The sequence below is a fragment of the Denitratisoma sp. genome (assembly GCA_032027165.1).
Taxonomy (GTDB): domain Bacteria; phylum Pseudomonadota; class Gammaproteobacteria; order Burkholderiales; family Rhodocyclaceae; genus Desulfobacillus.
The window spans coordinates 2,239,701-2,264,825 of record JAVSMO010000001.1 but is presented as its reverse complement, the minus strand read 5'-3'; the positions used below and the strand labels follow the sequence as shown (position 1 = coordinate 2,264,825).

Genomic DNA, 25,125 nt, shown 5'->3' with positions numbered 1-25,125 from the left:
AAAGTCAGTCCCTGCGGGACGGCGATCCCAGGCGTGCCAGGCCTTCCTCGATGGCACGGTTCACGTACTCGGCATAGAAGTCGGCCAGGCGGAAGCCGACAATCGGTTCGGCCAGGCGCTTGCCGTCGGGGCCATAGACAACGAGGGTCGGGGTCAGGCGCACGCCTTCCTCGGCGGCGAAGCGGCGGTGGGTGGCACTCCTGCCGGCAAAGTCGGTCAGCGGCGCATCGTTGTCGAGCGCGACTTCGCGCAGGACGACGCGCCTGGTCGAGGCGGGATCGCCGGCAAGCGGAAGGAGAACCTCGTTTCTGGCGCGCTCGCACCAGCGGCAGCCGGCCTGGCTGAAGAGCACCAGCATGACGGTGCCCCGCGCCCGCATGTCGCGGGCATCGGCGGCGAGATCCTGCGCCGGAGGGAGAGACGACCCGGCCGCGGCAAGGGCCGGGGGCAGCCATGATAAAATCAGCGCAATTGCGCGCAAGCAGCGCACCACAACCGTCTCCGAGAATCCAACCGTGAACCAGCCGCAACCCGAGCGCATCGTCATCGCCACGCGCGAATCCCGCCTGGCCCTTTGGCAGGCCGAGCACGTGCGCGACCGCCTGAGGGCATTATATCCACGCTGCTCCGTCGAGCTGCTCGGCATGACGACGCGCGGCGACCAGATCCTCGACCGGCCGCTGGCCAAGGTCGGCGGCAAGGGCCTCTTCGTCAAGGAGCTGGAAACCGCCCTGCTGGACAAGCGTGCGGACATCGCGGTCCACTCCATGAAGGACGTGCCGATGGTGATGGAACCAGAGTTCGCCCTGGTGGCCATCTCGGCGCGCGAGAATCCGCTCGACGCGCTCGTCTCGAACAAGTACGCCTCGCTCGACGACATCCCGCCGGGCGGCGTCGTCGGCACCTCCAGCCTGCGCCGCGAGGCGCAGCTGCATGCGCGATACCCCTACCTGTCGGTGACCAGCCTGCGCGGCAACCTCGACACGCGGCTGCGCAAGCTCGACGAGGGGCAGTACGATGCCATCATCCTGGCGGCGGCCGGCCTGACCCGCCTCGGCCTCGCCGCGCGCATCCGCGGCGTGCTGCCTGCCGAATTGTCGCTGCCGGCGGCCGGGCAGGGTGCGCTCGGCATCGAGGCGCTGGTGAGCCGACCCGAGGTGGCGGCGTGGATGGCGCCGCTCGCCGATGCCGGCACCGCCGCCTGCGTGCGCGCCGAGCGTGCCGTCTCGCGGGCGCTGGCGGGCAGCTGCGAGGTGCCGCTGGGCGCATTCGCGGAGACCGAGGGCGGGCGGCTGCGCCTGCGCGGCTTCGTTGCCGCGCCCGACGGCAGTCGCATGGCCAGTGCGGAATTGCGCGGCGACTTGGCGGACCCGGAGGCCTTGGGCCAATCGCTGGCCAATGAATTGCGGGCGCGCGGCGCGGAAGAGATTCTGGCCGCGCTGGGGGGATGAATTCCGCCCTGGCGGGCCGGCGCATCGTCGTGACGCGGCCGGCGGAACAGGTCGACAAGCTGGCCGGGCAGATCGAAGCGCGCGGCGGCATCGCGGTGCGCTTCCCCGTGCTGGCCATCTTCGATGCCGACGATCCCCGGCCCCTGCTGGAGGCGGCACAGAACCTCGAGGCCTATGATTTCGCCGTCTTCGTAAGCCCGAATGCGGCCGAGAAGGCGCTCGGTGTGATCACTGCCCAACGCCCTTGGCCCGGGCGGGTCGTCGCCGCGGCGATGGGAGAGACCAGCGCACGGGCCATTGCCCGCTTCGGCGTGACGCGCATCGTGACGCCGGAGAACGGCCGCTTCGACAGCGAGGCCCTGCTGGAACGGCCGGAATTCCAGCCCGAGGCCCTGCGCGGCAAGCGCGTGGCGATCTTTCGCGGCGACAGCGGCCGCGAACTGCTCGGCGAAACGCTGGAGTCGCGCGGAGCGCTGGTGGAGCGCATCCCCTGCTACCGGCGCGGCAGGCCGGATATCGATGCGGCGCCGCTGCGTGCCCTGCTTGCGCAGGGGGCAGTCGATGCCGTGACGATCACAAGCAGCGAAGGCCTGCGCAACCTCCTGGCGATGGTCGGCGCGGCCGACGAGGCGGCCCTCAAGGCGGTGGCGCTCTTCGTTGCCCACCAGCGCATCGCCGAGGAGGCCCGGCAGATGGGCTTTGCCGAGGTGACAGTCACGGCGCCGGGCGATGCCGGGCTGCTGGCGGGCCTGGAGAAGCACTTTCGCGGCAGAGCATGAACCGATGGCGGATCGACAATGGAACAGGACGCATTGACTTCCCCGGCCAGGCCGGGTTCCCTGCAAAGGACATTGGCGGCCCTGCGGCAACCCGCGATTTGGGTGGCGGTCGCAGCACTTGTCCTGCTGGCCTGGCAATGGCTTGAGACGCGCAGCCGACTGGCCGACCTGCAGCAGGAAGTGGCCCGCCGCCTGGCGGCGGGCGATGCGGTGGCCAGCGAGGCGCGCATCGCCGCCCGGCAGAACCTGGAGGCGCTGGCGGCCTTGCAGGCCAAGGCGGGCGCGCTCGAAGCGAAACTGGCCGAGTCGCAGAGCCAGCAGGCCGCACTCGATGCGATGGTGCAGGAGCTTACGCGCAACCGCGACGAGCGGCTTCTGGCGGAGGTCGAGCAGGCGCTCAATACTGCCGTGCAGCAACTGCAACTTGCCGGCAATGTCGAGGCGGCCCTGATTGCGCTGCAGGGCGCGGATACGCGCCTCGGCTCAGCCGGGCGCGCCCAATTCCTGCCGTTGCGCAAGGTGATTGCGCACGATATCGAGCGCCTGAAGGCGCTGCCGTTGGCCGACGTGTCCGGCATTGCCCTGCGCATCGAGAGCATTGCCGGTACTGTTGATGCCATGCCGCTCGCCTTCGAGGCCCGGCCGCAGGCCGGACCATCGGGCCCTTCGTTCGTTCCCGCGGTTGCGCCCGGCTATTGGGAGAAGCTGCTGAGCGAACTTTGGCAGGAACTGAAGAGCCTGGTCCGCGTCGACCGGCTCGACCGGCCCAATCCCGCCCTGCTGTCGCCGACGCACGCCTTCTTCCTGCGCGAGAACCTCAAGTTGCGTCTGGTGAACGCCCGCTTGGCGCTCCTGCAGCGTGACGGCAAGTCATTCCGGCAGGACATCCAGCAGGCGCAGGCCTGGGTCGAGCAGTATTACGACACGCGCGCCAAGCCGGTGCAGGCGGCGCTGGCGACCCTCCGGCAGCTGGCCACAGCCGATGTCGGGCTGGCCATGCCCAACCTGTCGGAGAGCCTGACCACCCTGAGAAACCTGAAGGTGGCCAAGGACAGGGACTTTCCGCCTGCTGCCGCCCGCCCCAAGAGCGGCGGCACGGCCTCCGGGGGCAACTGATGCGCATCCTGCTCTGGCTGCTGGCGCTGTTCGCCCTGGCCGTCGGCGTGTCGCTGGCGTTCGGCTACAACGAGGGTTATGTCCTGCTTGTCCTGCCGCCTTGGCGCATCGAGCTGTCGCTGAATCTCTTCGTCGTGCTGGTAGTCGGCGGTTTCCTGCTGGGCCACCTGCTGCTGCGCGTGGTGTCGCACACCCTGCGCCTGCCGCAGGCGGTGCGGGCGTTCCGCGAGCGCAAGCGGCGCGAGAAGGGCGTGCGTGCACTGCGCGAGGCGGTGCAGCAGCTTTTCGAGGGCCGCTATGGCCACGCCCTGAAGAATGCCGCGTTTTCCTACGGCGCCCACGAGGCGCCGGCGCTGTCGGCGCTGGTGGCGGCGCGCGCCGCCCATTTCCTGCGCGACGAGCGGCGCGAGGCGGAGTGGCTCCAGCGTGCCGCCGGGCATGATGCCGAAGCGCATGCCGCGCGCCTGATGACCGAGGCGGAACTCCATGTAGATGCGAGACGCTTCGATGCGGCGCTGGCTGCCCTGGATGCCCTGCAGGCAGGCGGCGGACGGCATATCGCCGCGCTGCGCATGGCCCTGCGTGTGCACCGCGGCTTGGGCCGCTGGGACGATGTCCTGAAGGTGGCGCGCCAGCTTGAGAAGCACCGCGCCCTGACCCACGAAGCCGCGGCCCCGCTCAAGCAGCGCGCCCATCTGGAGAACCTGCGCGGCCGCGAGGGAGATGCACGCGCGCTGGCCGCCTACTGGGAAACCGTGCCCGCCGAGGAGCGGGGCGCATCCCGTCTGGCGGCGGCGGCGGCGCGGGCTTTCATCGCTGCGGGCGACGGCGCAGCTGCGCAGCGCATCATCGAGCAGCACATCGAGGGCGAATGGAATTCCGAGCTCGCCGGACTGTATGCCGAGTGCCGCGGCGGCGACACGCTGGGGCGCATCGCCCGGGCGGAGAAATGGCTTGAGAAACATCCGCAGGATGCGCGCCTGCTGCTGGCGCTCGGCCGCCTGTGCCGGGAGCAGCAGTTGTGGGGCAAGGCGCAGAGCTATTTCGAGGCCTCGCTGGCGATCCAGCCCAGCCAGGATGCGCACGTCGAGCTGGCCACCCTGTTCGCCCAACTCGGCCGCAGCGAGGAATCCAACCAGGCCTATCGCAGCGCAGCGGCGCTGTGCCGGCAGGGTTGAACAGGCCCTAGGCCCAGTCCCTGGGCTTGAGAAAATCCGTGTAGAGCTTATTCTCGGCGCTGCCCGCCTCGGGTTTCCAGTCGTAGCGCCACTTCACCACCGGCGGCAACGACATCAGGATCGATTCGGTGCGCCCGCCCGACTGCAGGCCGAACAGCGTGCCGCGGTCCCACACCAGGTTGAACTCGACGTAGCGGCCGCGCCGGTAGGCCTGGAAGTCGCGCTCGCGTTCGCCGTAGGGCACGGCACGCCGGCGTTCCGCGATCGGCAGGTAGGCGTCAAGGAAGGCGTCGCCGACCGCCTGTGTCAGGGCGAAGCAGCGCGCGAAGCCACCTTCATTGAGATCGTCGAAGAAGACGCCGCCGACCCCGCGCGGCTCTTTGCGGTGCTTGAGGAAGAAGTACTCGTCGCACCACTTCTTGTAGCGCGGATGCACATCGTCGCCGAATGGCGCCAGCGCCTGCTTGCAGGTGGCATGGAAATGGCGTGCATCCTCCTCGAAGCCGTAGTAGGGCGTGAGGTCCATGCCGCCCCCGAACCACCAGATCGGATCCTCGCCTTCCTTGCGGGCGATGAAGCAGCGCACGTTCATGTGCGCCGTCGGGCAGTAGGGATTGCGCGGATGCAGCACCAGCGAGACGCCCATCGCTTCCCAGGCGCGCCCGGCCAGCGCGGGACGGGCGGCGCTGGCCGAAGGCGGCAGGCTGCTGCCGGTGACGTGGGAGAAATTGACGCCGCCGCGCTCGAAGAAATCGCCTTCCTCGATCAGGCGGGTGATGCCGCCGCCGCCTTCGGGCCTGTCCCAGGCGTCGGTATGAAATGGCCTGCCGTCGAATGCTTCCAGTGCAGCGACGATGCGCTCCTGCAGGCCGCGGAGATAGCCGAGGACTGCCGTCGTTTCCATCGCTAGCGCCGGATGGCGCGATGACCGATGTCGCGCCGCATCTGCATGCCGGCGAACTCGATCTGCTCGGCGATCTCGTAGGCGCGCATCTGCGCCGCCTTGACGTTGTCGCCCAGCGCGGTGACGCAGAGCACGCGCCCGCCGGCGGTGACGACGTCCTTGCCGGCGAGCGCCGTGCCGGCATGGAAGACGTGGTAGTCGTTTCCCTCCGGCGGCAGGCCATGGATGACGTCGCCCTTGCGCGGCGACTCCGGGTAGCCGGCCGCCGCCATGACGATGCCGAGGGCGACGCGGCGGTCCCATTCCGCCTCGATGTTCTTCAACTTGCCGTGGATCGCCGCTTCGACCAGGTCGACCAGGTCGCTCTTCAGGCGCAGCATGATCGGCTGCGTTTCCGGGTCGCCCATGCGGCAGTTGAACTCCAGCGTCTTCACCGCGCCGTCGGGCGCGATCATCAGCCCGGCGTAGAGGAAGCCGGTGTAGGGGATGCCGTCCTGCGCCATGCCGTTGATGGTCGGCATGATGATCTCGCGCATGACGCGGGCGTGCACCGCCGGGGTGACCACCGGCGCCGGCGAATAGGCGCCCATGCCGCCGGTGTTGGGGCCGTCGTCGCCGTCGCGCAGGCGCTTGTGGTCCTGGCTGGTGGCGAGCGGCAGGGCGTGCGTGCCGTCGCACATGACGATGAAGCTGGCCTCCTCGCCCTGCAGGAATTCCTCGATCACCACGCGCGCGCCGGCGTCGCCCATCTTGTTGTCGATGAGCATCTGGTCGATGGCGGCGTGCGCCTCTGCCGAATCCATCGCCACCACCACGCCCTTGCCGGCGGCGAGGCCGTCGGCTTTGATGACGATGGGGGCACCCTGCGCATCGACGTAGGCGTGCGCTTCCTCGGCGTTGCCGAAAGTGGCGAAGGCGGCGGTGGGGATCCTGTGGCGCTGCATGAAGCGCTTGGCGAAGTCCTTGGACGACTCCAGCTGCGCCGCCTCGCGCGTCGGCCCGAGGATCGGCAGGTTCTTCGCCCGGAAGGCGTTCACCACGCCGGCGGCGAGCGGCGCCTCGGGTCCGACCACGGTGAGGTAGATCTGCTCGCGTTCGGCGAAGGCGACCAACTCGTCGACGGACGCGATGGGCACGTTCTCCAGCCCGTTTTCGCGTGCCGTGCCGGCGTTGCCGGGGGCGACATAGACCTTCTGGATGCGCGGCGACTTCGCCAGCCGCCAGGCCAGCGCATGCTCGCGGCCGCCGGAGCCGATGACGAGGAGTTTCATGTTCGGCCTAGTGGCGGAAGTGGCGGAAGCCGGTGAACACCATGGCGACGTCCTGTTCGTCCGCCGCGGCGATCACCTCCGCGTCGCGCACCGAGCCGCCGGGCTGGATCACCGCCGTGGCGCCGGCCTTGGCGAGCACGTCGAGACCGTCGCGGAAGGGGAAGAAGGCATCCGAGGCGACCACCGAGCCGGCCACCGTCAGGCCGTTGTTTTCGGCCTTGATGGCGGCGATGCGGGCCGAGTCGACACGGCTCATCTGGCCGGCGCCGACGCCCATGGTCATGCCGTCCTTGCAGTACACGATGGCGTTCGACTTGACGTACTTGGCGACGCGCCAGGCGAAGAGGAGGTCGGTCATCTCCTGCGCCGTCGGCGCGCGCCTGGTCACCACCTTGATGTCGGACTCGCCGATGCGCGCCATGTCGGCCGTCTGCACCAGCAGGCCGCCGCCGACGCGCTTGTAGTCATAGACGTTCTCGGCACGCCCGAGTGGTACGACCAGCACGCGCAGGTTCTGCTTGGCGGCGAAGATGGCACGGGCATCAGCCGTGATCTCGGGGGCGATGATCACTTCGGCGAACTGGCCGGAGACCGCGTCCGCCGTCGCCTTGTCGATGGCGCAGTTGAAGGCGATGATGCCGCCGAAGGCCGAGGTCGGGTCGGTCTTGAAGGCCTTCCGGTAGGCCTCCAGCGCCGTCGGCGCGATGGCGACGCCGCAGGGGTTGGCGTGCTTGACGATGACGCAGGCCGCCGTGTTGTTAACTGAGTCAAAGGCCTTGACGCATTCCCACGCCGCATCCGCGTCGGCGATGTTGTTGTAGGAGAGTTCCTTGCCCTGCAGCTGCTCGTAGTTGGCGATGCTGCCCGGCACCGCCACCGGTTCGCGGTAGAACGCCGCCTGCTGGTGCGGATTCTCGCCGTAGCGCATGGTGTCGACCTTGTCGAAGGCGAGCTGCAGGCGCTCGGGGAAGGCGGCCGGCTTGTTGTCGGCATCCAGGCTGGTCAGCCAGTTGGCGATCGCCGCGTCATAGCGTGCGGTGTGGGTGAAGGCTTTCTTGGCGAGGGCGAAGCGGGTGGCGTAGGAAAGGGCGCCGCCGTTGGCCTTCAGCTCCCCGACGATGGCGGCATAATCTTCGGGGTCGGTGACGATGCCGACGCCGCTGGCCGCGTTGCCGTGGTTCTTGGCCGCCGCGCGCACCATGGTCGGGCCGCCGATGTCGATGTTCTCGATGGCATCCTCCAGCGTGCAATCCTTCTTCGCCACCGTCTGCGCGAAGGGATAGAGGTTCACCACCACCAGGTCGATCGGCGGGATATCGTGCTTCTGCATGGTCGCCGCGTGCTCGGCGTTGCCGCGGATGCCGAGGATGCCGCCATGAACTTTCGGATGCAGGGTCTTGACGCGGCCGTCGAGCATTTCCGGGAAGCCGGTGTAGTCGGAGACTTCGGTGACGGCGACGCCCGCCTCGCGCAGCATCTTCGCGCTGCCGCCGGTGGACAGGATCTTGACGCCGAGGTCGGCGAGGGCACGGGCGAAATCCACGACGCCGCGCTTGTCGGAGACGCTGATGAGGGCTTGGGTGATTTTCATGTCGGTAGAAATGGCGTTGACGACGGATTGCACGGACTACGCGAAGCGGCCATGCCGCCGCGCGGCGATTCTCTTCACTACAGAAGCTTGTGCTCGACGAGCTTGCGCCGCAGGGTATTGCGGTTGATGCCGAGCATCTCGGCGGCGATGGTCTGGTTGCCGTCGGCCTCGCGCATGACGACCTCCAGCATCGGCCGCTCTATGTTGCGCAGGACCATGTCGTAGATGGCGCAGGGCTTTTCGCCGTCGAGATCCTTGAAGTAGCGGTCGAGCGAACGCCGGACGCATTCGGCGATTTCGCTGCGGCTGGGGGTGCTGGCGCGGCTCATGCTGCGAGCTCCTCGATGTAGTAGAGACGATCGTTCTGCGCGGCGAGGCCGAGGAAGAATTCGTCGACCGCGGCGAGCTGGGCGTCGATCGTCGGCAGCTGGTTCATGGCATGGCGGAATTGGGCCGATCCCGCCAGCCCCTTGGTGTACCAGGAGATGTGCTTGCGGGCAACGCGCACGCCGGTCTCGGCGCCGTAGAAGGCGTAGAGCTCGGCGAGGTGGCCGCGCAGCACTTGGTGTATCTCGTCGACGCGCGGCGCCGGCAGTTTCTCGCCGGTGGCGAGGTAGTGCTCGATCTCGCGGAAGATCCACGGCCGGCCCTGGGCGGCCCGGCCGATCATGACGGCGTCGGCGCCGGTGGCGTCGAGCACCCGCCTCGCCTTCTCCGGCGAAGTGATGTCGCCGTTGGCGACGATGGGGATGCGCGCCTCGGCCTTCACCGCAGCGATGGTCTCGTACTCCGCGTCGCCGGTGTAGCCGCAGGCGCGCGTGCGGCCGTGGACGGCCAGCGCGCGGACGCCGGCGCTCTCGGCGATCTTCAGGATCGACAGCGCGTTGCGATGGGCCTTGTCCCAGCCGGTGCGGATCTTCAGCGTGACGGGGACGTCGACGGCGCGGACGACGGCATCGAGGATGCGGCCGACCAGCGGCTCGTTCTGCAGCAGCGCCGAGCCGGCCATGACGTTGCAGACCTTCTTCGCCGGGCAGCCCATGTTGATGTCGATGATCTGCGCGCCCTGGTCGACGTTGTAACGGGCGGCCTGCGCCATCATGACAGGGTCGGCGCCGGCGATCTGCACGGAGACCGGCTGGACCTCGCCTTCGTGGTTGGCGCGGCGTTTCGTCTTGGCGCTGCCGTACAGCAGCGAGTTGGAGGTGACCATCTCCGAGACGGCGAGCCCGGCGCCCATGCGCTTGCACAACTGACGGAAGGGGCGGTCGGTGACCCCGGCCATGGGCGCGACGAACAGGTTGTTGCGTAGCGTGTAGCCGGCGAATAGCATCGGGCGCTCTGCGTTCGGGGGTCTGGGGAAGGCGCGAATTGTAACCCAATTCGCCGCATGCCGGCATCAACTGTCGTGAAGGCGGAAGTGCGGGATTTTATCGGCGCCGACTACCAGCCGCGGGCGCCGTACATCATGCGCCGCGCCAGGAAGCGGCGCGCCGTCGGCAGCAGGTCGAGCGCCAGCAGGCCGGCGCCGCGTGCATGGCCGGAGATCGCGCCGCGCAGGCCGAACAGGCGGACCAGGCCGTCGGTGAAGCCGATGGCGCCGCGCCGGTCGAGTTGCCGCGCTGCGGCATGGCGTGACAGCAATTCGGGATTGCCGCAATCGCTTGGACTTTCCTGCAACAGTCGGGCCAGCTGCATGACGTCGCGCAGGGCGAGATTGAAGCCCTGGCCGGCGACCGGATGCAGGGTCTGCGCGGCATTGCCCAGCCAGACGGCGCGCGCGCCCACTGGCGTTTCGCGAAAGCGCAGGCCGAGCGGGAAGGCGGAACGCTTGCCGGCGGCATTGAACTCGAGCCGCCCTGAGAATGCCTCGCGCAGGCACGACAGGAACGCCCGCTCCTCAATCATCAGCAATGCCGCTGCGGCGGCATACGGCACGGTCCATACGAGGGCGTGGCGATCGCCCAGCGGCAACAGGGCGACGGGGCCGGATGACGTGAAGCGTTCGTAGGCGACGCCGGCCGGCGATCCGTGTGCCTGCACGCTGGCGACGATCGCCTGCTGGCCGTAGTCGCGGCGAACGACGTCGCGCTCAGCGCCGACGGCGCCCTCGGCCCAGGCGATCAGCTGCGCGGCGATGTCCGTCGTGCCTTGCGGCGCGGCGCATAGCAGCCGCACGCGGTCCGCAGCCGCGTCGCTGTCCCTCACCTGCGTCTGGTGGCGGATGGCCACGCCGGCCGCTGCGCAGGAATGGGCGAGCTCCGTGGCGACCCGGCCTGCCTCGGCGACGTAGCCGAGCGCCGGCACGCCGGCTTCGCCGGCCTCGATCAGCGTCCGGCCGAAGCGGCCCTGCTGGGACACGTGGATGGTCGAAATGGGCGTTGCGCCGATCGCTGCCCAGGCGCCTAGGCGCTCGAGGATCTGCCGCGAGCCGTGCGAGAGGGCGAGCACGCGGCGGTCGTCGCGCGGGGCGCCGGCGGGCCGCGCATCGAGCACTTCGCAACCGATGCCGGCATGGCGCAGCGCCAGCGCCAGCGCAAGGCCGACCGGGCCGCCACCCACGATGGCGACGGGAAGCATCAGTCTGGTTGCGCCATCAGCGCTTCGATGTCGTCGACGGTTTTCGGTGCGTCGTCGGTGAGGATTTCGCAGCCTGCGGCCGTGACGAGCGCATTGTCCTCGATGCGGATGCCGATGTTCCGCAGGGCCGGCGGCACGTCGTCGTCGGCACGGATGTAGCAGCCTGGCTCGACAGTGAGCGTCATGCCGGGGGCGAGCGGTCGCCATTCGCCGTCGACCTTGTATTCGCCGGCGTCGTGCACGTCCATGCCGAGCCAGTGGCCGGTGCGATGCATGTAGAAGCGGCGGTAGGCGCCGGACTCGATGACGCCGTCGACGCTGCCCGCCAGCAGCTTGAGGTCGAGCATGCCCTGCACCAGCACGCGTACCGCCGCCTCGTGCGGCGCATCCCAGGGCCTGCCCGGTGCGATCTCGGCGATCGCCGCGCGCTGGGCGGCGAGCACGAGCTGGTAGACGTCGCGCTGCGCCGGCGAGAACTTTCCGTTCACCGGAAAGGTGCGCGTGATGTCGGCGGCGTAGGAATCGATCTCGCAGCCGGCGTCGATGAGCAGCAGGTCGCCGTCCCGCAGCGGCTGACTATTGCCGACGTAGTGCAGGATGCAGGCGTTGGCGCCGCCGGCAACGATGGGGGAGTAGGCCGGCGCCTGGGCGCCGCTGCGGCGGAACTCGTGCATCAGTTCCGCCTCGATCTCGTATTCGAAGCGGCCGGGCGCGGCGATGCGCATGGCGCGGCGGTGCGCGGCCGAGGAGATGGCGGCGGCGCGGCGCATGTCGGCGATCTCTTGGGCGTCCTTGAGCAGGCGCATCTCGTCGAGTTCGACGCGCACGTCGCGGATCTCCGCCGGCGCATGGGCGCCGCTGCGCACGTTGGCGCGCACGCGGTTGAGCGCGGCGACGAGGCGGTTGTCCCAGCCGGCATCGTGACCCATCGAGTAGTGCAGCACGGGCTGGCCGGCGAGCAGCTCGGCGAGTTTCTCGTCGAGGCTGCCGATCGGGTAGGCGGCGTCGAAGCGGAACGCCTCGCGCGCCGCCTCCGGTCCGTGGCGGAAGCCATCCCAGATTTCCTTTTCGGGGTCCTTCTCGCGGCAGAAGAGCAGGGAGCACGGTTCGTCGCCGGCGACCAGCACGACGCAGGCTTCGGGTTCCGCAAAGCCGGAGAGATAGTAGAAATAGCTGTCGTGGCGGTAGGGGTAGTTCGAGTCGCGGTTGCGCACGCGCTCCGGGGCGGTGGGAACCACCGCGATGCCGCGACCCATCGCCTTGAGCAGGCGCGCGCGGCGGTCGACGAAGGCTTGGATGTCCACGGGCGAAACCGGTCGTTGAGGTTGGAACAATTATAGCGCCGAGAGGAGCCGGTCGAGTTCGGACAGGCGCTCGGGCGTGCCGACGTCCATCCAGCGGCCGCTGTGCAGTTCGCCGCTGACGGCACCGTCGCCCATCGCCATGTGCAGCAGCGGGGCGAGCTTCGCCTTGGCGCCGCGGGCGATGCCGGCGAAGAGCCGCGGGTCGTAGAGGCCGATGCCGGAAAAAGTGAGCTTCGGCTCGCCTTCGGCCAATACCCTGCTGTCGCGCAGGGCGAAGTCGCCCTGCGGATGATGCGGCGGATTGGGCGCCAGCACCAGGTGGGCCTGCAGGTGGCGGTCCGGCATGGCGCGGGCAATCGCAGGCAGCCGTGCATAGTCGAAGTCGCAGGCGATGTCGCCGTTGATGACGGCGAAGGGCGCGTCGCCGAGGAGCGGCAGCGCGTTGGCAATGCCGCCGGCTGTCTCCAGCGCTTCGCTCTCCGGCGAGTAGCGGATGGTTGCGCCGAAGCGGGCGCCGTCGCCCAGCGCGGCTTCGATCATGCATCCGAGGTGGGCGTGGTTGATGACGATCTCGCGGATACCGGCGCGCACCAGCGCTTCGATGTGCCAGACGATGAGCGGCTTGCCGCCTGCGATGAGCAGCGGTTTCGGCGTCGCGTCGGTGAGTGGGCGCATGCGCTCGCCGCGTCCGGCGGCGAGGATCATGGCCTTCATCAGAATGTGTATCCCACCTGCGGCGCGCGCTGCTCGAGCTCGTCGAGGAGGCGCGCCAGCGGCGCGAGCCGGACGTAGCGCGTGGCGGCATGGCGCACGTATTGCAGGAAGCGCGGCGTGTCGGCCAGGTACTTCGGCTTGCCGTCGCGATAGTTGATGCGGGCGAAGATGCCGAGTACCTTGAGGTGGCGCTGCAGGCCCATCCACTCCATGTCGCGGTAGAAGGCGCCGAAGTCGGCGTCCACCGGCAGGCCGGCGCGCTTCGCCTTCTCCCAATAGCGAACCGCCCAGTCGAGGATGCGCTCCTCCTCCCAGCTGATGAAGGCGTCGCGAAAGAGCGAGGCGACGTCGTAGGTGATCGGGCCATGCACCGCATCCTGGAAGTCGAGCACGCCGGGGTTGTCGGCGCACACCATCAGGTTGCGCGGCATGTAGTCGCGGTGCACATACACCTTAGGCTGGGCGAGGATGTTCTGCATCAGCAGGGCTTGCACGCCTTCGAGCGCATCCTGCTGGGCCGCGGTGAGCGGCGCGCCGAGATGGCGTGTGACGTACCAGTCGGGGAAGAGGGCCAGTTCGCGCCGCAGCAGGGCTTCGTCGTAGGGCGGCAGCTCGTTCGGCCGGCTGGCAAGCTGCCATTTGACGAGGGCGTCGACGGCGTCACGGAAGAGGTCGTCGGCGTTCGATTCTTCGAGCGCGTCGAGATAGGTGGCGTGGCCCAGATCGGTCAGCAGGAGCAGGCCGCGATCGAGGTCCTGGGCGAGGATTTCTGGCGCATGCACGCCGGCGCCGCGCAGCAGGCCGGCGACATGGATGAACGGCCGGCAGTCCTCGTGCTCGGGCGGGGCGTCCATGACGATGCGGCTCGAGCCGTCGTCGAAGGTGACGCGAAAGTAGCGACGAAAGCTGGCGTCGGCGGAAGCCGGGGCAATCGAGTGCGGCCGTCCGGGGAACAGTCCGGCCAGCCATTGATGGACCAGTTCGAGGCGCTGCATGGCCGTTTGGCGCAGGTTTCGAAAGCCGTGCTTGGTGATAAACTATGCAATTCTACCATTGGTGCTGCAGCCTCCCTCCGGTACGGTCGCGGCGAATAAGAAAAGACACCCTGAAATGCACGCCTCGGCGCGGCTTGCTCTAGTTTTCGCTCTCGGCTTGTCCGGCAGCCTGCGTGCTGCGGAGAATCTGCCGCTGCTGCGCGTCGATCCGGCCTTGCTTGGTGCGGGTACTGCGCCGGCCAAGCCCGTGCGCCCGGTGGAGTCGCCCGCCGCCGAGGTTAAACCGCTTCCCGTATCCGCTCCTGAAGTGCAGCCGGCACACGAGGCTGCTGCGACCGCGCCGGCGAAGCCGGAAACGGAAAGGGCGCCTCCTGCCGCAGCAGCGAGGGAGGCAAGGCCTGCCGCCAGGCCGGCTGCACCTGCCCCGGCTCCGAAGGCGGCGACTGCGGCTGAACCCGAGCGAACCCCGCCCGAGCCGCTACAAGCGGCCCAGCCGCCGCAAGTGGATGAGCGGCCTGCATTGCCGCCCCTGTATTCCGCATACGCGGATGCCGGTCTGGTGCCTGCCCTCAAGCCGACCGGCCAGATTTCGCCGCTCCAGGTTGACAAGGACGCCGCCTACCCCACCTTCATCGCCGCCTCGCGCATCGACGGCCGCAACGACAACGAGGTCGTGGCGCAGGGCGATGCGGAACTGCGCCGCACCACCACCGCACTGACAGCCGACCAACTGACTTACTGGAAGGTCGAGGATGAGATGGAGGCGGTGGGCAACGTCCGCTATACGAAGGAAGCCGATCGCATGTCCGGGCCGAAGCTGCGCCTGAATCTGTCCGAGAACACGGGCTTCTTCGAGCAACCCAGTTATTCCGTCACGCGCCCGAAAAAGGAACAGAAGCAGGCCTATTCCACCGCACTCGGTGCGGCGGCCCAGCCGGTGCGGAAGCTTCCCTCGTTCCTGCCGCGGGACAAGGAACAGAAAACCGCGGTCGCCACCATCGCCGGCGAAGTGGTGGATGCTGGGCAGAACCTGACGACGGCCTCGGGCAAGGCGGACCGGCTCGAGTTCCAGGGTGAGAACCGCATGCGGATGACGAACGCCACCTACAGCACTTGTTCGGCGGAAGACCCCGACTGGTATGCGCGGGTGGCGGAACTCGATCTCGACTACGACCGGGAGGTCGGCGAAGGCCGCGATGCCACGGTGGTGTTCAAGGGCACCCCCCTTTTCTACTCCCCCTGGATCAGCTTCTCGCTCAACAACAAGCGCAAGTCCGGTTTCCTCGCGCCGACCTTTGGTACCAGCTCCAAGTCGGGACTTGAGTTTACGCTGCCCTACTTCTGGGACATCGCGCCGAACATGGACGCGACAATCGCGCCCCGGCTGATGTCGAAGCGCGGCCTGCAGATCAATACGGAATTCCGCTACCTGAATTACGACTACCAGGGCCGTGCGCAAGTCGAATGGCTGCCGAATGACCGCTTGGCCGGCAAGAGCCGCTACGGCTACACGCTCTACCACCTTCACCCCAACCTCGGCCACGGCTTCAGCGGGCTGGTGAACGTCAGCGGCGTCTCGGACGGCACCTACCTGCGCGACCTCAGCACGCGCATTACCGAGGCTTCGCAGGGCAACCTGCTGCGACAGGGCGTCCTGAGTTACGGCGGCGGCTGGTGGTCGGCAACGGCCAATATGCAGGTCTATCAAACGCTGCAGGATCCTGCGCTGCCACCCGTATCCAAGCCCTATGAACGGGTGCCGCAATTGCTCCTGACGGCAAGCCGGCCGGATTTTGTCGGCGGCACGGCTTTTGCGTTCAACGGCGAGTACGTGGTCTTCGACCACCCCACCCTGGATACCGCCCGCCGCCTGACCTTCTACCCGCAGCTGTCGCTGCCGCTGCTGACGCCGGCCTGGTATGTTACGCCGAAGATCGGGCTGCATTCGACGCGCTATGACATCGAGCGGCGCTCGAGCGTCGGGCCCGACAGCGTCGTGCGCAACCTGCCGGTTTTCAGTGTCGATGCCGGCATCGCTTTCGAGCGCGACCTGAATTGGTTCGGCAAGGGCCTGACGCAGACGCTGGAGCCAAGGCTGTATTACCTCCTCGTGCCGCAGCGCACGCAGGACCAGATTCCCGTCTTCGATTCAGGTCAGGCCGACTTCAATTTCGCTACGATCTTCTCGGACAACATCTATTCCGGCGTCGACCGCATCGCCGATGCCAATCAGCTGACCGCGGCGCTGACTTCGCGGCTGATCGACCCGCAGACCGGCGAGGAATATGTCCGCGGCATGGTCGGGCAGCGCTATTACTTCGCCAAGCAGCATGTCACGTTGCCGGGAGAATCGGCCCGGCCCGGCGGCACGTCCGATTTCCTCGCGGCGCTGTCGGGCCGCCTGATGCCGCGCACCTTTGCGGATGTTGCCTGGCAATACGATCCGCGCGACGGCGAGACCGAGCGCTTCGTCGTCGGCGGTCGCTGGCAGCCGGACTTTGCCAAGGTGCTGAATGCCAGCTATCGCTATACGCGCGACCATACCTTCAGCGGCGGTACGCCAGGGATACGCCAGGTGGACTTCTCGGGCCAGTGGCCGCTGGGGCGCGGCTGGTATGGCGTCGGCCGGTTCAACTACTCGCTGAAGGAAAGAAGGATCATCGAGACGATCGGCGGGCTGGAATACAACGGCGGCTGCTGGGTGGGCCGCCTCGTGCTGCAGCGTTATGCCTCCGCCACGGGGGACACCAACACGGCCCTGTTTGTCCAGCTGGAGTTGAACGATTTCTCCAAGATCGGCTCCAACCCGCTCGAATTGCTTTCACGGAGAATTCCGGGTTACGGACGGATCAACCAGATGCCGTCTGACCCCGTGTTCGGCTACGACTGACGAATTGGGAAAGGTGCCGGGGTGAGTCGCAAATCGGTTCGTGCGGGTGTTGTTCTTGTCGCCATGGCCGCCTGCCTGCCTGGCGGGTGGGCGCTCGCGCAGGGGCGTGCGGCGCAGGCGATCGAGGCCGATCGCATCATCGCGGTAGTCAATGATGAAGTGATCACGCTGCATGAGCTGAAATCCCGCGCCGCGTTCACGGAGCGGCAACTCAGGCAGCAGGGAACCCAGATGCCGCCGCGCGACGTCCTCGAAAAGCACATTCTCGAGCGCCTCATCGTCGATCGGGTGCAGCTCCAGTTCGCCAAGGAAACCGGCTTGCGCATCGACGACGCGCAGCTCGACCAGACGCTCGTGCGCATTGCGGAGGGCAATCGCATGGGGCTGGCCCAGTTTCGGGCCAATCTGGAACGGGACGGTATTCCCTGGGCCAAATTCCGCGAGGACATACGCGACGAGATCGTCATCGGCCGCCTCCGGGAGCGCGAGGTCGACAGCAAGATCGTCGTCACGGAGGGCGAAATCGACAACTTCCTCGAGACCGCCGGCGCGATGGGCAATGAGGAATTCAACCTGGCGCACATCCTCCTGCGTGTGCCGGAACAGGCAAGGCCGGAGCAACTGGCCCGCCTGCAGGCCCGCGCCGAGGACATCGTTGCCCAGCTCAGGCGCGGTGCCGATTTTGCCCAGTTGGCGGCGAGCAATTCCGATGCGCCCGATGGCCTCTCCGGTGGCGTGATGGGCTGGCGCCCGCTCGAGCGTTTGCCGACCCTGTTCGCCGAGGTGGTGCCGAAGCTGAAGCCGGGCGAAGTGTCAGATGTTCTGAGAAGCCCGGCCGGGTATCACATCCTCAAGCTGCTGGATCGCCGCGGCGGCGCCATCAAGGCGCAACCGGTGGAACAGACGCGTGCGCGCCATATCCTGATCAAGACCAGTGAGCTGGTGTCAGAGGCGGATGCCAGGCGGCGTCTGGCGGCGCTCAAGGAGCGCATCACGCATGGCGCCGATTTCGCCGAACTGGCCCGGCTTCACTCGAACGATCTTTCTGCGGCGAAGGGCGGCGACCTCGGCTGGCTCAACCAGGGCGACACGGTGCCGGATTTCGAGAAGGCCATGAACAGCCTGAAGCCGGGCGAAGTCGGCGAGCCGGTGCAATCCCCCTTCGGCTGGCATCTGATCCAGGTGCTGGAGCGCCGCATGGATGTCTCCCAGGAGCGGGTGCGCCAGAGCGCGCGCATGGCCTTGCGCGAACGCAAGGCGGACGAAGCCTATCAGGACTGGTTGCGCCAGATGCGCGATAGGGCTTACGTCGAATACCGGCTGGAAGACAACCGGTAGGTCCGTCGGAGCGCGAGCGGCATGGAACGCCTTCCCGTCGTTGCCGTGACCAGCGGCGAGCCGGCCGGCATCGGTCCGGACATCTGCCTCGAACTGGCCGGACGCGTGGCCGCCGCGCGCATCGTCGTGCTCGGCGACCGCCAGATGATGGCCGAGCGTGCCGCGCATCTGGGAAAAGCCCTCGACGGCCTTGACGTCCTCCATATCCCGTTGCGCCGGCCGGTGCAACCCGGCCGCCTCGACATCGGCAATGCCGCCTACGTGCTGGAAATGCTCGATCGCGCCCTCTCGGGATGCCGGTCAGGCGAATTTGCCGCCATGGTGACGGCCCCGGTGCACAAGGGGGTGATCAACGAAGCGGGCATCCCTTTCACCGGCCATACCGAGTATCTGGCCGAGAAGACCGGCACCGACCGGGTCGTCATGATGCTGGCCGGCGCAGGACTGCGTGTTGCGCTGGCGACGACGCATCTGCCGCTGAAGGACGTTCCTGGCGCCATTACGCGGCCGGAACTGGAAACGACCCTCCGCATCCTGCACGCCGACCTGGTCGGCAAGTTCGGCATCGCGCGGCCGCGCATCCTCGTTGCCGGCCTGAATCCGCATGCCGGCGAGGGCGGCCACATGGGCCGCGAGGAGATCGAGGTGATCGCCCCGGTGCTGGAGAAGCTGCGCGGCGAGGGCATGGACCTCGTCGGCCCGCTGCCGGCCGACACGCTGTTTACGCGCGGCGTGCTGGCCGGTTCGGATGCGCAGCTTGCCATGTACCACGACCAGGGACTGGCGGTGCTGAAGTACGCCGCCTTCGAGGACGGCATCAACATCACGCTGGGCCTGCCCATCATCCGCACTTCGGTCGACCATGGCACCGCACTCGATCTGGCCGGCACCGGTACGGCGGATCCGCGCAGTCTGTTTGCGGCGCTGGATCTGGCGGTCGATCTGGCCCGGCGTCGATGACCGAAGGAAGTGCAAAGTCCCGTGGGATGAAGCCCCATGTTGCGCGCAAGCGCTTCGGACAAAACTTTCTCGTATCCCCGGGGATCGTCGCCAAGATCGTCGAGGCGATCCATCCGCATGCGGGCGACACCCTCGTCGAGATCGGCCCGGGCCTCGGTGCCCTGACCGAGCCGCTGCTGGCGCGCCTGGATCATCTGCACGTCGTCGAGATCGACCGCGACCTGATTGCCCGGCTGCGCGAACGTTTTCCGCCTGAACGCCTGACGATTCACGAGGGCGATGCGTTGCAATTCGACTTCACGGGCCTCGGCCCCGATCTGCGCGTGGTCGGCAACCTGCCCTACAACATCTCCACGCCCTTGCTGTTCCATCTTGCTGCCTGCGCGGAGCGTGTGCGCGACATGCACTTCATGCTGCAGCGGGAAGTGGTCGATCGCATGGTGGCGCCGCCGGGCGGGTCTGAATATGGACGCCTGTCGGTGATGCTGCAATACCGCTTCGAGATGGAGCGGCTGTTCCTGGTGCCGCCCGGCGCCTTCAAACCGGCGCCCAAGGTCGAATCGGCGGTGGTGCGCATGGTCCCGCGTTCGCGCGAGGCATTGGCTGCGAACGATGAAGCCTTGCTGGAAGAAATCGTAAAGTCAGCCTTTGCGCAGCGGCGAAAGATGCTGCGCAATACGCTGCGGGAACGCCTGCGGGAGGGAGACTGGGCCGCGCTCGGCATCGATCCGATGCGGCGCGCGGAGGAACTGGCGGTCGGCGATTACGTACGCATCGCCAACCGCCTTGCCGAAAGCGGGGCTACTGCTTCTTCGTCGAGCAGGTGCTGAGGCCGAAGGGCAGATAGGCCGGGCACCAGCCGAGCGCCCCCGTGGCGATCGGCAGCACGCCGATCCAGGCCCAGACCGGGCCGCCCATCACGGCCCAGGCGACGAGCGCCAGGCCGACCACGATGCGAAGCGTGCGGTCAATGCCGCCGACGTTGCTTTTCATTCTTGCCTCCTGTTGGGATTGGGATTGCAGCGCCATTAGACGCCCGCGCGTGGCACGGCGTCTGTAACCAAGATCACACAGTTTCGGCAAGGCGCCGCAGGCCGGCGGCATCGCGAATCTCGATCTGCTCGCGGCCCAGGGCGACCAGGCCCTGCTCGGCGAATCCCTTCAGCAGGCGGCTGATCATTTCGCGCACGCTGCCGAGCTCGTCGGCCAGCTGCTGATGGGTGGCGTGCACGATGCGGCCCTTGCCCAGCAGCAGCGCGGCGAGCCGTTGGTCGAGCTTGCGGAAGGCGACCTCCTCGACCAGCCGCATCAGGTCGGCCATGCGCTCGGCGAAAAGATTGAAGATGAAGTTGCGAAAGGGTGCCTGGGCCAGCAGGTCGATGAACATGCCTTGGGGCAGCAGCACCAGCACCGTCTCGCTTTCCGTCGTTCCGCGCGCGTTATAGGGCACGCTGCCGAGCAGGCAGCTCGACGTGATGATGCAGGTCTCGCCCGGCGTGACGCGGTAGAGCGGCAATTCGCGGCCGTTGGCGGCGACCTTCGCCACGCGGATGGCGCCGGCGAGGACGAAGGGGAATCCCTGGCAGGGCTGGCGCTCGTCGAACAGCGTGGCACCGGCCGGCACGGTCATGGCCTGGGCGGCGCCGGCGACGGCCTCGCGCAGCTTCTGCGGCAATTCCGCCAGGACGGGGTACTGTGCCTCGAGTTGCGGCAGGGCCACGCTCATTTCAGTTCCGCGATGACCGGGGCGTGATCGGAAGGCCGCTCGGCCTTGCGCGCCTCCTTGTCCACCGTGCAGGCCGTGCAGTCGCCGGCGAGCATGTCCGACAGCAGGATGTGGTCGATGCGCAGGCCCATGTTGCGGCGGAAGGCCATCATGCGGTAATCCCACCAGGTGTAGATCTTCTCCGGCTGCGCGAAGAGGCGGAAGGCGTCCTTCAGGCCGAGCCCGAGCAGGGCACGGAAGGCGGCGCGCTCCGGCCCGGAGAACAGCACCTGGCCTTCCCAGGCCTTGGGGTCATGCACGTCGCTTTCCTCGGGGGCGATGTTGTAGTCGCCGAGCAGCGCCAGGCGCGGGTGGCGCGTCAGCTCCTCGTGAAGCCAGGCCGTCAGCGCCTCGAGCCATCTCAGCTTGTAGGCGAACTTGTCCGAGCCGACGCTCTGGCCGTTGGGGAAGTAGCCGCAGATTACGCGCACGCCGTCGGCTGTCGCGGCGATGAGCCGCTGCTGCGCGTCGGCGAAACCGGGAATGCCGACCGTCACGTCGCTGAGCGGCAGGCGCGACAGGATGGCGACGCCGTTGTAGGTCTTCTGGCCGGCGAAGGCGGCCTGATAGCCGGCCGCCTCGAGTTCCATGCGCGGGAAGGCCTTGTCCTCGAGCTTGGTCTCCTGCAGGCAGACGACGTCGGGCTGGCGGGCAGCGAGCCACTCCAGCAGTTGCGGCAGGCGGACCTTGAGGGAGTTGACGTTCCAGGTGGCGAGCTTCATTGCGCCGCGGGCGCGGGGCGCGTGACGCTTCCGGGAATGGCGCTGCGCGGATAGCCGGCGGTGTCCAGCATGCCGCTCCATGCCGTTTCCTCGAAGCCCTGGCGCTGCTGGGAACCGACGGTGATGGCCGGCACGAAGACGTTGTCCACCTTGAACTGGTCCCTGAAAGCCACGATCTCATCGTTGCTGGTAAGCGACTTCTCGCTGTAGGGGATGCCGCGCTTGGCCAAATAGTCCCTGGCCATCTTGCACTCCGCTGCGCAATCCGGCGTGGTGTAGATCGTCACCGGGAAATCCCGCGCGGCTTTCTGGGCCTCGTAGGACAGGCCGCTGGTTTCGATGGTGGAGTTGCCCAGGCGCGGCCGCTCGACCTTCTTGATCTCCTTCGGCGGCGGCTGGTCGGAATAATGCACCTTGCCTTCCTTGTCCACCCAGCGATACATCGTCTGGGCGTCGGCGCTCGACGCAAGCACAGCCAGCGAGAGCAAACAGATCGGGGCAATCTTCATGGCACGCCTCCCGTTACCGATTACGCCAGAATCATACCACTGTGCCGCAGCAGGGCATCGACGCTGGGCGGGCGGCCGCGGAAGGCTTTGAAGGACTCCAGCGCCGGGCGGCTGCCGCCGACGGCGAGGATCTCGTCGCGGAAGCGGGCGCCGGTGGCCGGATTGAGCACGCTGCCGTTCAGGCGCTCCTCCTCGAAGGCGGCGAAGGCGTCGGCGGAGAGAACTTCGGCCCACTTGTAGCTGTAGTAGCCCGCCGCGTAGCCGCCGGCGAAGATGTGCGAGAAGCTGTTGGGGAAGCGGTGCCAGGGCGGCGGGAAGACCACCGCCACCTCCTGGCGCACTTCATCGATCAGGTCGAGCACGCTTTTCTGGCCGGCCGGCTCGAAATCGCTGTGCAGCAGGAGATCGAACAGGCTGAACTCGAGCTGGCGCACGATCTGCATGCCGCCCTGGAAGTTCTTCGCCGCGGTCATGCGGTCGAAGAGCGCGCGCGGGAGCGGCGCGCCGGTATCGACATGCGCAGTCATCCCCGAAAGCACTTCCCATTCCCAGCAGAAGTTCTCCATGAACTGGCTGGGCAGTTCGACGGCGTCCCACTCGACGCCGTTGATGCCGGAGACGCCGAGCTCCTCGACGCGGGTGAGCAGGTGGTGCAGGCCGTGGCCGGTCTCGTGGAAGAGCGTGATCACTTCGTCGTGGGTGAACAGCGCCGGCTTGTTCCCTACTGGGCGCGAGAAGTTGCAGTTCAGGTACGCCACCGGGGTCTGGATTCCCGCTTCGGTCAGGCGGCGCGTGACCGCGTCGTCCATCCAGGCGCCGCCGCGCTTGGTCTCGCGCGCGTAGAGGTCGAGGTAGAACTGGCCGACCAGACCGCCCCCGGCATCCTCGATGCGGAAGAAGCGCACGTCCTCGTGCCAAGCGGACGCCGTGTCCGGCTTGAGGCGCACGCCGAACAGCGTCTCGATGACGCGGAACAGGCCCTCCAGCACCTTGTGCTCGGGGAAGTACTGGCGCACCTCCTCGTCGGAGAAGCTGTAGCGTTCCTGCTTGAGCTTCTCGGAGGCCCAGCCGATGTCCCACGGCTCGAGAGAAGTCAGTCCCTGCGACGCGGCGAATGCGCGCAGCTCGGCCATGTCGCGCAAGGCAGAAGGTTTCGACTTGACGGCCAGTTCGCGCAGGAAGGCCAGCACGTCGGCGGGCGACTCGGCCATCTTCGGCACCAGTGAGACCTCGGCGAAGTTCGAATAGCCGAGGTGGCCGGCTTCCTCGGCGCGCAGTGCGAGGATGCGGCGGATCAGCGGCATGTTGTCCCACTCCGGCTTGCCGTAAAGGTCGTGGAATTCGGCGGCGCGGGTGGCGTAGGCGCGGTAGAGCGCCTCGCGCAGCCGCCGCGACTCGGCGTACTGCATCACCGGCAGGTAGGAAGGCATGTGCAGGGTGAACTTCCAGCCTTTCACGCCATCTTTCTCCGCCGCGGCGCGCGCCGCCTCGACGACATCGGCGGGGATGCCGGCCAGATCCGCTTCGTCCGTGACGATCTCGGCGAAGGCGTTGGTGGCGTCGAGCAGGTTCTCGGAGAACTTCGCCTGCAGGCTGGCCAGCTCCTCCTGGATGGCCTGGAAGCGCGGTTTGACATCCTCCGGCAGTTCGGCGCCGGAGAGGCGGAAGTCGCGGATCTCGTGCTCGACGATGCGGCGCTGCGCGTCTGAGAGCTGTGCGTAGCCTGGACTGGCCCTGAGCGCCTTGAACTGGGCGAAGAGGTGCTGGTTCTGCCCCAGCTCGGCGAAGAAGCGCGTCACTTCCGGCAGGTTGGCGTTGTAGGCCTCGCGCCATTCCGGCACGTCCATCACCGAATGCAGGTGGCCGACGATGCCCCAGGCGCGCGACAGGCGCTCGCTGGCGTCGAAGAAGGGCGCGGCGAAGTCCGCCCAGGTGGCCGGCGCCGTCTCCAGGCGCGCCAGCAGGGCGCGGTTCCCGGCGAGCAGCTCGGCTATGGCGGGCGTGACGTGTTCGGGCCGCACCGCGTCGAAGCGCGGCAGGCCGGAGAAGTCGAGCAAAGGGTTGGTTGTCGTCATGGTCTTTAAACGCAAAGGGCGCGGATCGCGCCCTTTATAGTTGGGGTCGGGGAGCGATCAATCAAGCTTGCGGCCGGTCAGCCGCTCGTAGGCCTCGCGGTACTTGGCGGTCGTCTTGGCGATGATCTCCGGCGGCAGCTTCGGCCCCGGCGCCTGTTTGTTCCAGTCCAAGGTCTCCAGGTAGTCGCGCACGATCTGCTTGTCGAAGCTGGGCGGGCTGATGCCCTCCTTGTATTCGTCGGCGGGCCAGAAGCGCGAGGAGTCGGGCGTCAGCGCCTCGTCGATGAGGTGGAGGCGGCCGGATGCGTCGAGGCCGAACTCGAACTTGGTGTCGGCGATGATGATGCCGCGCGTCAGCGCGTAGTCTGAGGCCTCGCCGTAGAAGCGCAGGGTGACGTCGCGCACCTGCTCGGCGAGCGCCTTGCCGAGAATCTTTTCCACGGTGGCGAAGTCGATGTTCTCGTCGTGGGCGCCCTGCTCGGCCTTGGTCGACGGCGTGAACAGCGGCTGCGGCAGCTTCTGCGCCATCTTCAGGCCGGCCGGCAGCGGGATGCCGCAGACGGCGCCGGTCTTCTGGTAGTCCTTCCAGCCGCTGCCGATGATGTAGCCGCGCACCACCGCCTCGACCGGCAGGGGCTTCAGGCGCTTCACGACGACGGAGCGGCCGCGCACCTGGGCGCGCTCGTCCTCGCCCTGCACCACCGACTCCGGGTCGATGCCGGTGAGGTGGTTGGGCACGATGTGGGCGAGGCGCTCGAACCAGAAGCTGGACACCGCCGTCAGCACGCGGCCCTTGTCCGGGATCGGGTCGGGCAGGATGACGTCGAAGGCCGACAGACGGTCGGTGGTGACGATCAGCATCTGCTGCTCGCCGACGGCGTAGATGTCGCGCACCTTGCCGCGGGCGATGAGGGGCAGGCTGGCGATGCGGGATTCGTAGACGGTCTGGCTCATGGGGGTGGAGGGGTGACGGAAAGGCGCAA

At 67.8% G+C, this 25,125-nt stretch carries 24 protein-coding genes; 8 read left to right on the top strand and 16 right to left on the bottom strand.

Features of this window, described 5'->3' with window-relative positions; genetic code table 11:
* Positions 1–4: 4 nt before the first annotated feature.
* Positions 5–553 carry a hypothetical protein gene (locus tag ROZ00_11040; protein ID MDT3736753.1) on the bottom strand — a complete coding sequence of 183 codons (549 nt, stop codon included), beginning with the start codon at positions 551–553 and terminating at the stop codon, positions 5–7.
* Here ROZ00_11040 and hemC point away from each other — a divergent pair.
* The 4 genes from hemC (at position 516) to ROZ00_11020 (ending at position 4,524) form a co-directional block, all read left to right on the top strand.
* A complete protein-coding gene (gene hemC, locus ROZ00_11035) occupies positions 516–1,451 on the top strand; it encodes a hydroxymethylbilane synthase (GenBank protein ID MDT3736752.1) in 936 nt (311 codons plus the stop codon). The two genes, ROZ00_11040 and hemC, sit on opposite strands and share 38 nt — an antisense overlap.
* The gene (locus ROZ00_11030) at positions 1,448–2,230 is read left to right on the top strand and encodes a uroporphyrinogen-III synthase (GenBank protein ID MDT3736751.1); all 783 of its coding nucleotides are present in this window, start codon (positions 1,448–1,450) and stop codon (positions 2,228–2,230) included. The genes hemC and ROZ00_11030 overlap by 4 nt, the downstream gene beginning before the upstream one ends.
* A 102-nt stretch (positions 2,231–2,332) precedes the next feature.
* Complete coding sequence (locus tag ROZ00_11025) at positions 2,333–3,346, top strand: uroporphyrinogen-III C-methyltransferase (protein ID MDT3736750.1); 1,014 nt, start codon at positions 2,333–2,335, stop codon at positions 3,344–3,346.
* On the top strand, positions 3,346–4,524 hold the full coding sequence (locus ROZ00_11020; protein MDT3736749.1) for a heme biosynthesis HemY N-terminal domain-containing protein: 1,179 nt from the start codon (positions 3,346–3,348) through the stop codon (positions 4,522–4,524). The genes ROZ00_11025 and ROZ00_11020 overlap by 1 nt, the downstream gene beginning before the upstream one ends.
* 7 nt (positions 4,525–4,531) lie before the next feature.
* Here the strand turns inward: ROZ00_11020 and hemF are convergent, their stop codons facing one another.
* From hemF to ROZ00_10975, 9 genes are all read right to left on the bottom strand, one after another.
* Entirely contained in the window at positions 4,532–5,428 is an 897-nt protein-coding gene (hemF, locus tag ROZ00_11015; GenBank protein MDT3736748.1) for an oxygen-dependent coproporphyrinogen oxidase, read from the bottom strand.
* Positions 5,429–5,430: 2 nt separating this feature from the next.
* Positions 5,431–6,699 carry a phosphoribosylamine--glycine ligase gene (purD, locus tag ROZ00_11010; GenBank protein MDT3736747.1) on the bottom strand — a complete coding sequence of 423 codons (1,269 nt, stop codon included), beginning with the start codon at positions 6,697–6,699 and terminating at the stop codon, positions 5,431–5,433.
* 7 nt (positions 6,700–6,706) lie between these two features.
* Positions 6,707–8,290, bottom strand: a complete 1,584-nt coding sequence (gene purH / locus ROZ00_11005) for a bifunctional phosphoribosylaminoimidazolecarboxamide formyltransferase/IMP cyclohydrolase (GenBank protein MDT3736746.1) — start codon at positions 8,288–8,290, stop codon at positions 6,707–6,709.
* Between the two features lie 77 nt (positions 8,291–8,367).
* Complete coding sequence (locus ROZ00_11000; protein ID MDT3736745.1) at positions 8,368–8,619, bottom strand: Fis family transcriptional regulator; 252 nt, start codon at positions 8,617–8,619, stop codon at positions 8,368–8,370.
* Positions 8,616–9,623 carry a tRNA dihydrouridine synthase DusB gene (gene dusB / locus ROZ00_10995; protein MDT3736744.1) on the bottom strand — a complete coding sequence of 336 codons (1,008 nt, stop codon included), beginning with the start codon at positions 9,621–9,623 and terminating at the stop codon, positions 8,616–8,618. The genes ROZ00_11000 and dusB overlap by 4 nt, the downstream gene beginning before the upstream one ends.
* A 110-nt stretch (positions 9,624–9,733) precedes the next feature.
* The gene (locus ROZ00_10990; GenBank protein ID MDT3736743.1) at positions 9,734–10,870 is read right to left on the bottom strand and encodes an FAD-dependent monooxygenase; all 1,137 of its coding nucleotides are present in this window, start codon (positions 10,868–10,870) and stop codon (positions 9,734–9,736) included.
* Positions 10,870–12,168 (bottom strand): Xaa-Pro aminopeptidase, encoded by a 1,299-nt coding sequence (gene pepP / locus ROZ00_10985; protein ID MDT3736742.1) that lies wholly within the window; start codon positions 12,166–12,168, stop codon positions 10,870–10,872. Before pepP ends, ROZ00_10990 begins: the two co-directional genes overlap by 1 nt.
* Positions 12,169–12,204: 36 nt before the next feature.
* Positions 12,205–12,888, bottom strand: a complete 684-nt coding sequence (locus tag ROZ00_10980; protein MDT3736741.1) for a nucleotidyltransferase family protein — start codon at positions 12,886–12,888, stop codon at positions 12,205–12,207.
* A complete protein-coding gene (locus tag ROZ00_10975) occupies positions 12,888–13,883 on the bottom strand; it encodes a phosphotransferase (GenBank protein MDT3736740.1) in 996 nt (331 codons plus the stop codon). Before ROZ00_10975 ends, ROZ00_10980 begins: the two co-directional genes overlap by 1 nt.
* A 559-nt stretch (positions 13,884–14,442) precedes the next feature.
* On the opposite strand from ROZ00_10975, the gene ROZ00_10970 reads away from it, so the two are divergent.
* Genes ROZ00_10970 through rsmA form a run of 4 tightly spaced genes read left to right on the top strand, consistent with a single transcriptional unit; the run spans position 14,443 to position 19,901 of the window.
* Positions 14,443–16,773 carry an LPS-assembly protein LptD gene (locus ROZ00_10970; protein ID MDT3736739.1) on the top strand — a complete coding sequence of 777 codons (2,331 nt, stop codon included), beginning with the start codon at positions 14,443–14,445 and terminating at the stop codon, positions 16,771–16,773.
* A gap of 21 nt (positions 16,774–16,794) precedes the next feature.
* Positions 16,795–18,111: a peptidylprolyl isomerase gene (locus ROZ00_10965; GenBank protein ID MDT3736738.1), complete on the top strand. Its 1,317-nt coding sequence runs from the start codon at positions 16,795–16,797 to the stop codon at positions 18,109–18,111.
* Positions 18,112–18,132: 21 nt separating this feature from the next.
* Positions 18,133–19,071, top strand: coding sequence for a 4-hydroxythreonine-4-phosphate dehydrogenase PdxA (gene pdxA / locus ROZ00_10960; protein ID MDT3736737.1), 939 nt, complete (start codon positions 18,133–18,135; stop codon positions 19,069–19,071).
* 26 nt (positions 19,072–19,097) lie between these two features.
* Positions 19,098–19,901, top strand: coding sequence for a 16S rRNA (adenine(1518)-N(6)/adenine(1519)-N(6))-dimethyltransferase RsmA (gene rsmA, locus ROZ00_10955; protein MDT3736736.1), 804 nt, complete (start codon positions 19,098–19,100; stop codon positions 19,899–19,901).
* Here rsmA and ROZ00_10950 read toward each other — a convergent pair.
* The 6 genes from ROZ00_10950 to ROZ00_10925 all read right to left on the bottom strand — a co-directional run bounded on the left by ROZ00_10950 (position 19,873) and on the right by ROZ00_10925 (position 25,096).
* Positions 19,873–20,064 (bottom strand): DUF2892 domain-containing protein, encoded by a 192-nt coding sequence (locus tag ROZ00_10950; protein ID MDT3736735.1) that lies wholly within the window; start codon positions 20,062–20,064, stop codon positions 19,873–19,875. The two genes, rsmA and ROZ00_10950, sit on opposite strands and share 29 nt — an antisense overlap.
* A 73-nt stretch (positions 20,065–20,137) precedes the next feature.
* Positions 20,138–20,797: a Crp/Fnr family transcriptional regulator gene (locus tag ROZ00_10945; protein MDT3736734.1), complete on the bottom strand. Its 660-nt coding sequence runs from the start codon at positions 20,795–20,797 to the stop codon at positions 20,138–20,140.
* Positions 20,794–21,558: an exodeoxyribonuclease III gene (gene xth, locus ROZ00_10940; protein MDT3736733.1), complete on the bottom strand. Its 765-nt coding sequence runs from the start codon at positions 21,556–21,558 to the stop codon at positions 20,794–20,796. The genes ROZ00_10945 and xth overlap by 4 nt, the downstream gene beginning before the upstream one ends.
* Positions 21,555–22,067, bottom strand: a complete 513-nt coding sequence (locus ROZ00_10935) for a glutaredoxin family protein (GenBank protein ID MDT3736732.1) — start codon at positions 22,065–22,067, stop codon at positions 21,555–21,557. Before ROZ00_10935 ends, xth begins: the two co-directional genes overlap by 4 nt.
* A 20-nt stretch (positions 22,068–22,087) precedes the next feature.
* Positions 22,088–24,142: a M3 family metallopeptidase gene (locus tag ROZ00_10930; protein ID MDT3736731.1), complete on the bottom strand. Its 2,055-nt coding sequence runs from the start codon at positions 24,140–24,142 to the stop codon at positions 22,088–22,090.
* A gap of 57 nt (positions 24,143–24,199) precedes the next feature.
* Positions 24,200–25,096 carry a phosphoribosylaminoimidazolesuccinocarboxamide synthase gene (locus ROZ00_10925; GenBank protein ID MDT3736730.1) on the bottom strand — a complete coding sequence of 299 codons (897 nt, stop codon included), beginning with the start codon at positions 25,094–25,096 and terminating at the stop codon, positions 24,200–24,202.
* Positions 25,097–25,125 lie beyond the last annotated feature (29 nt).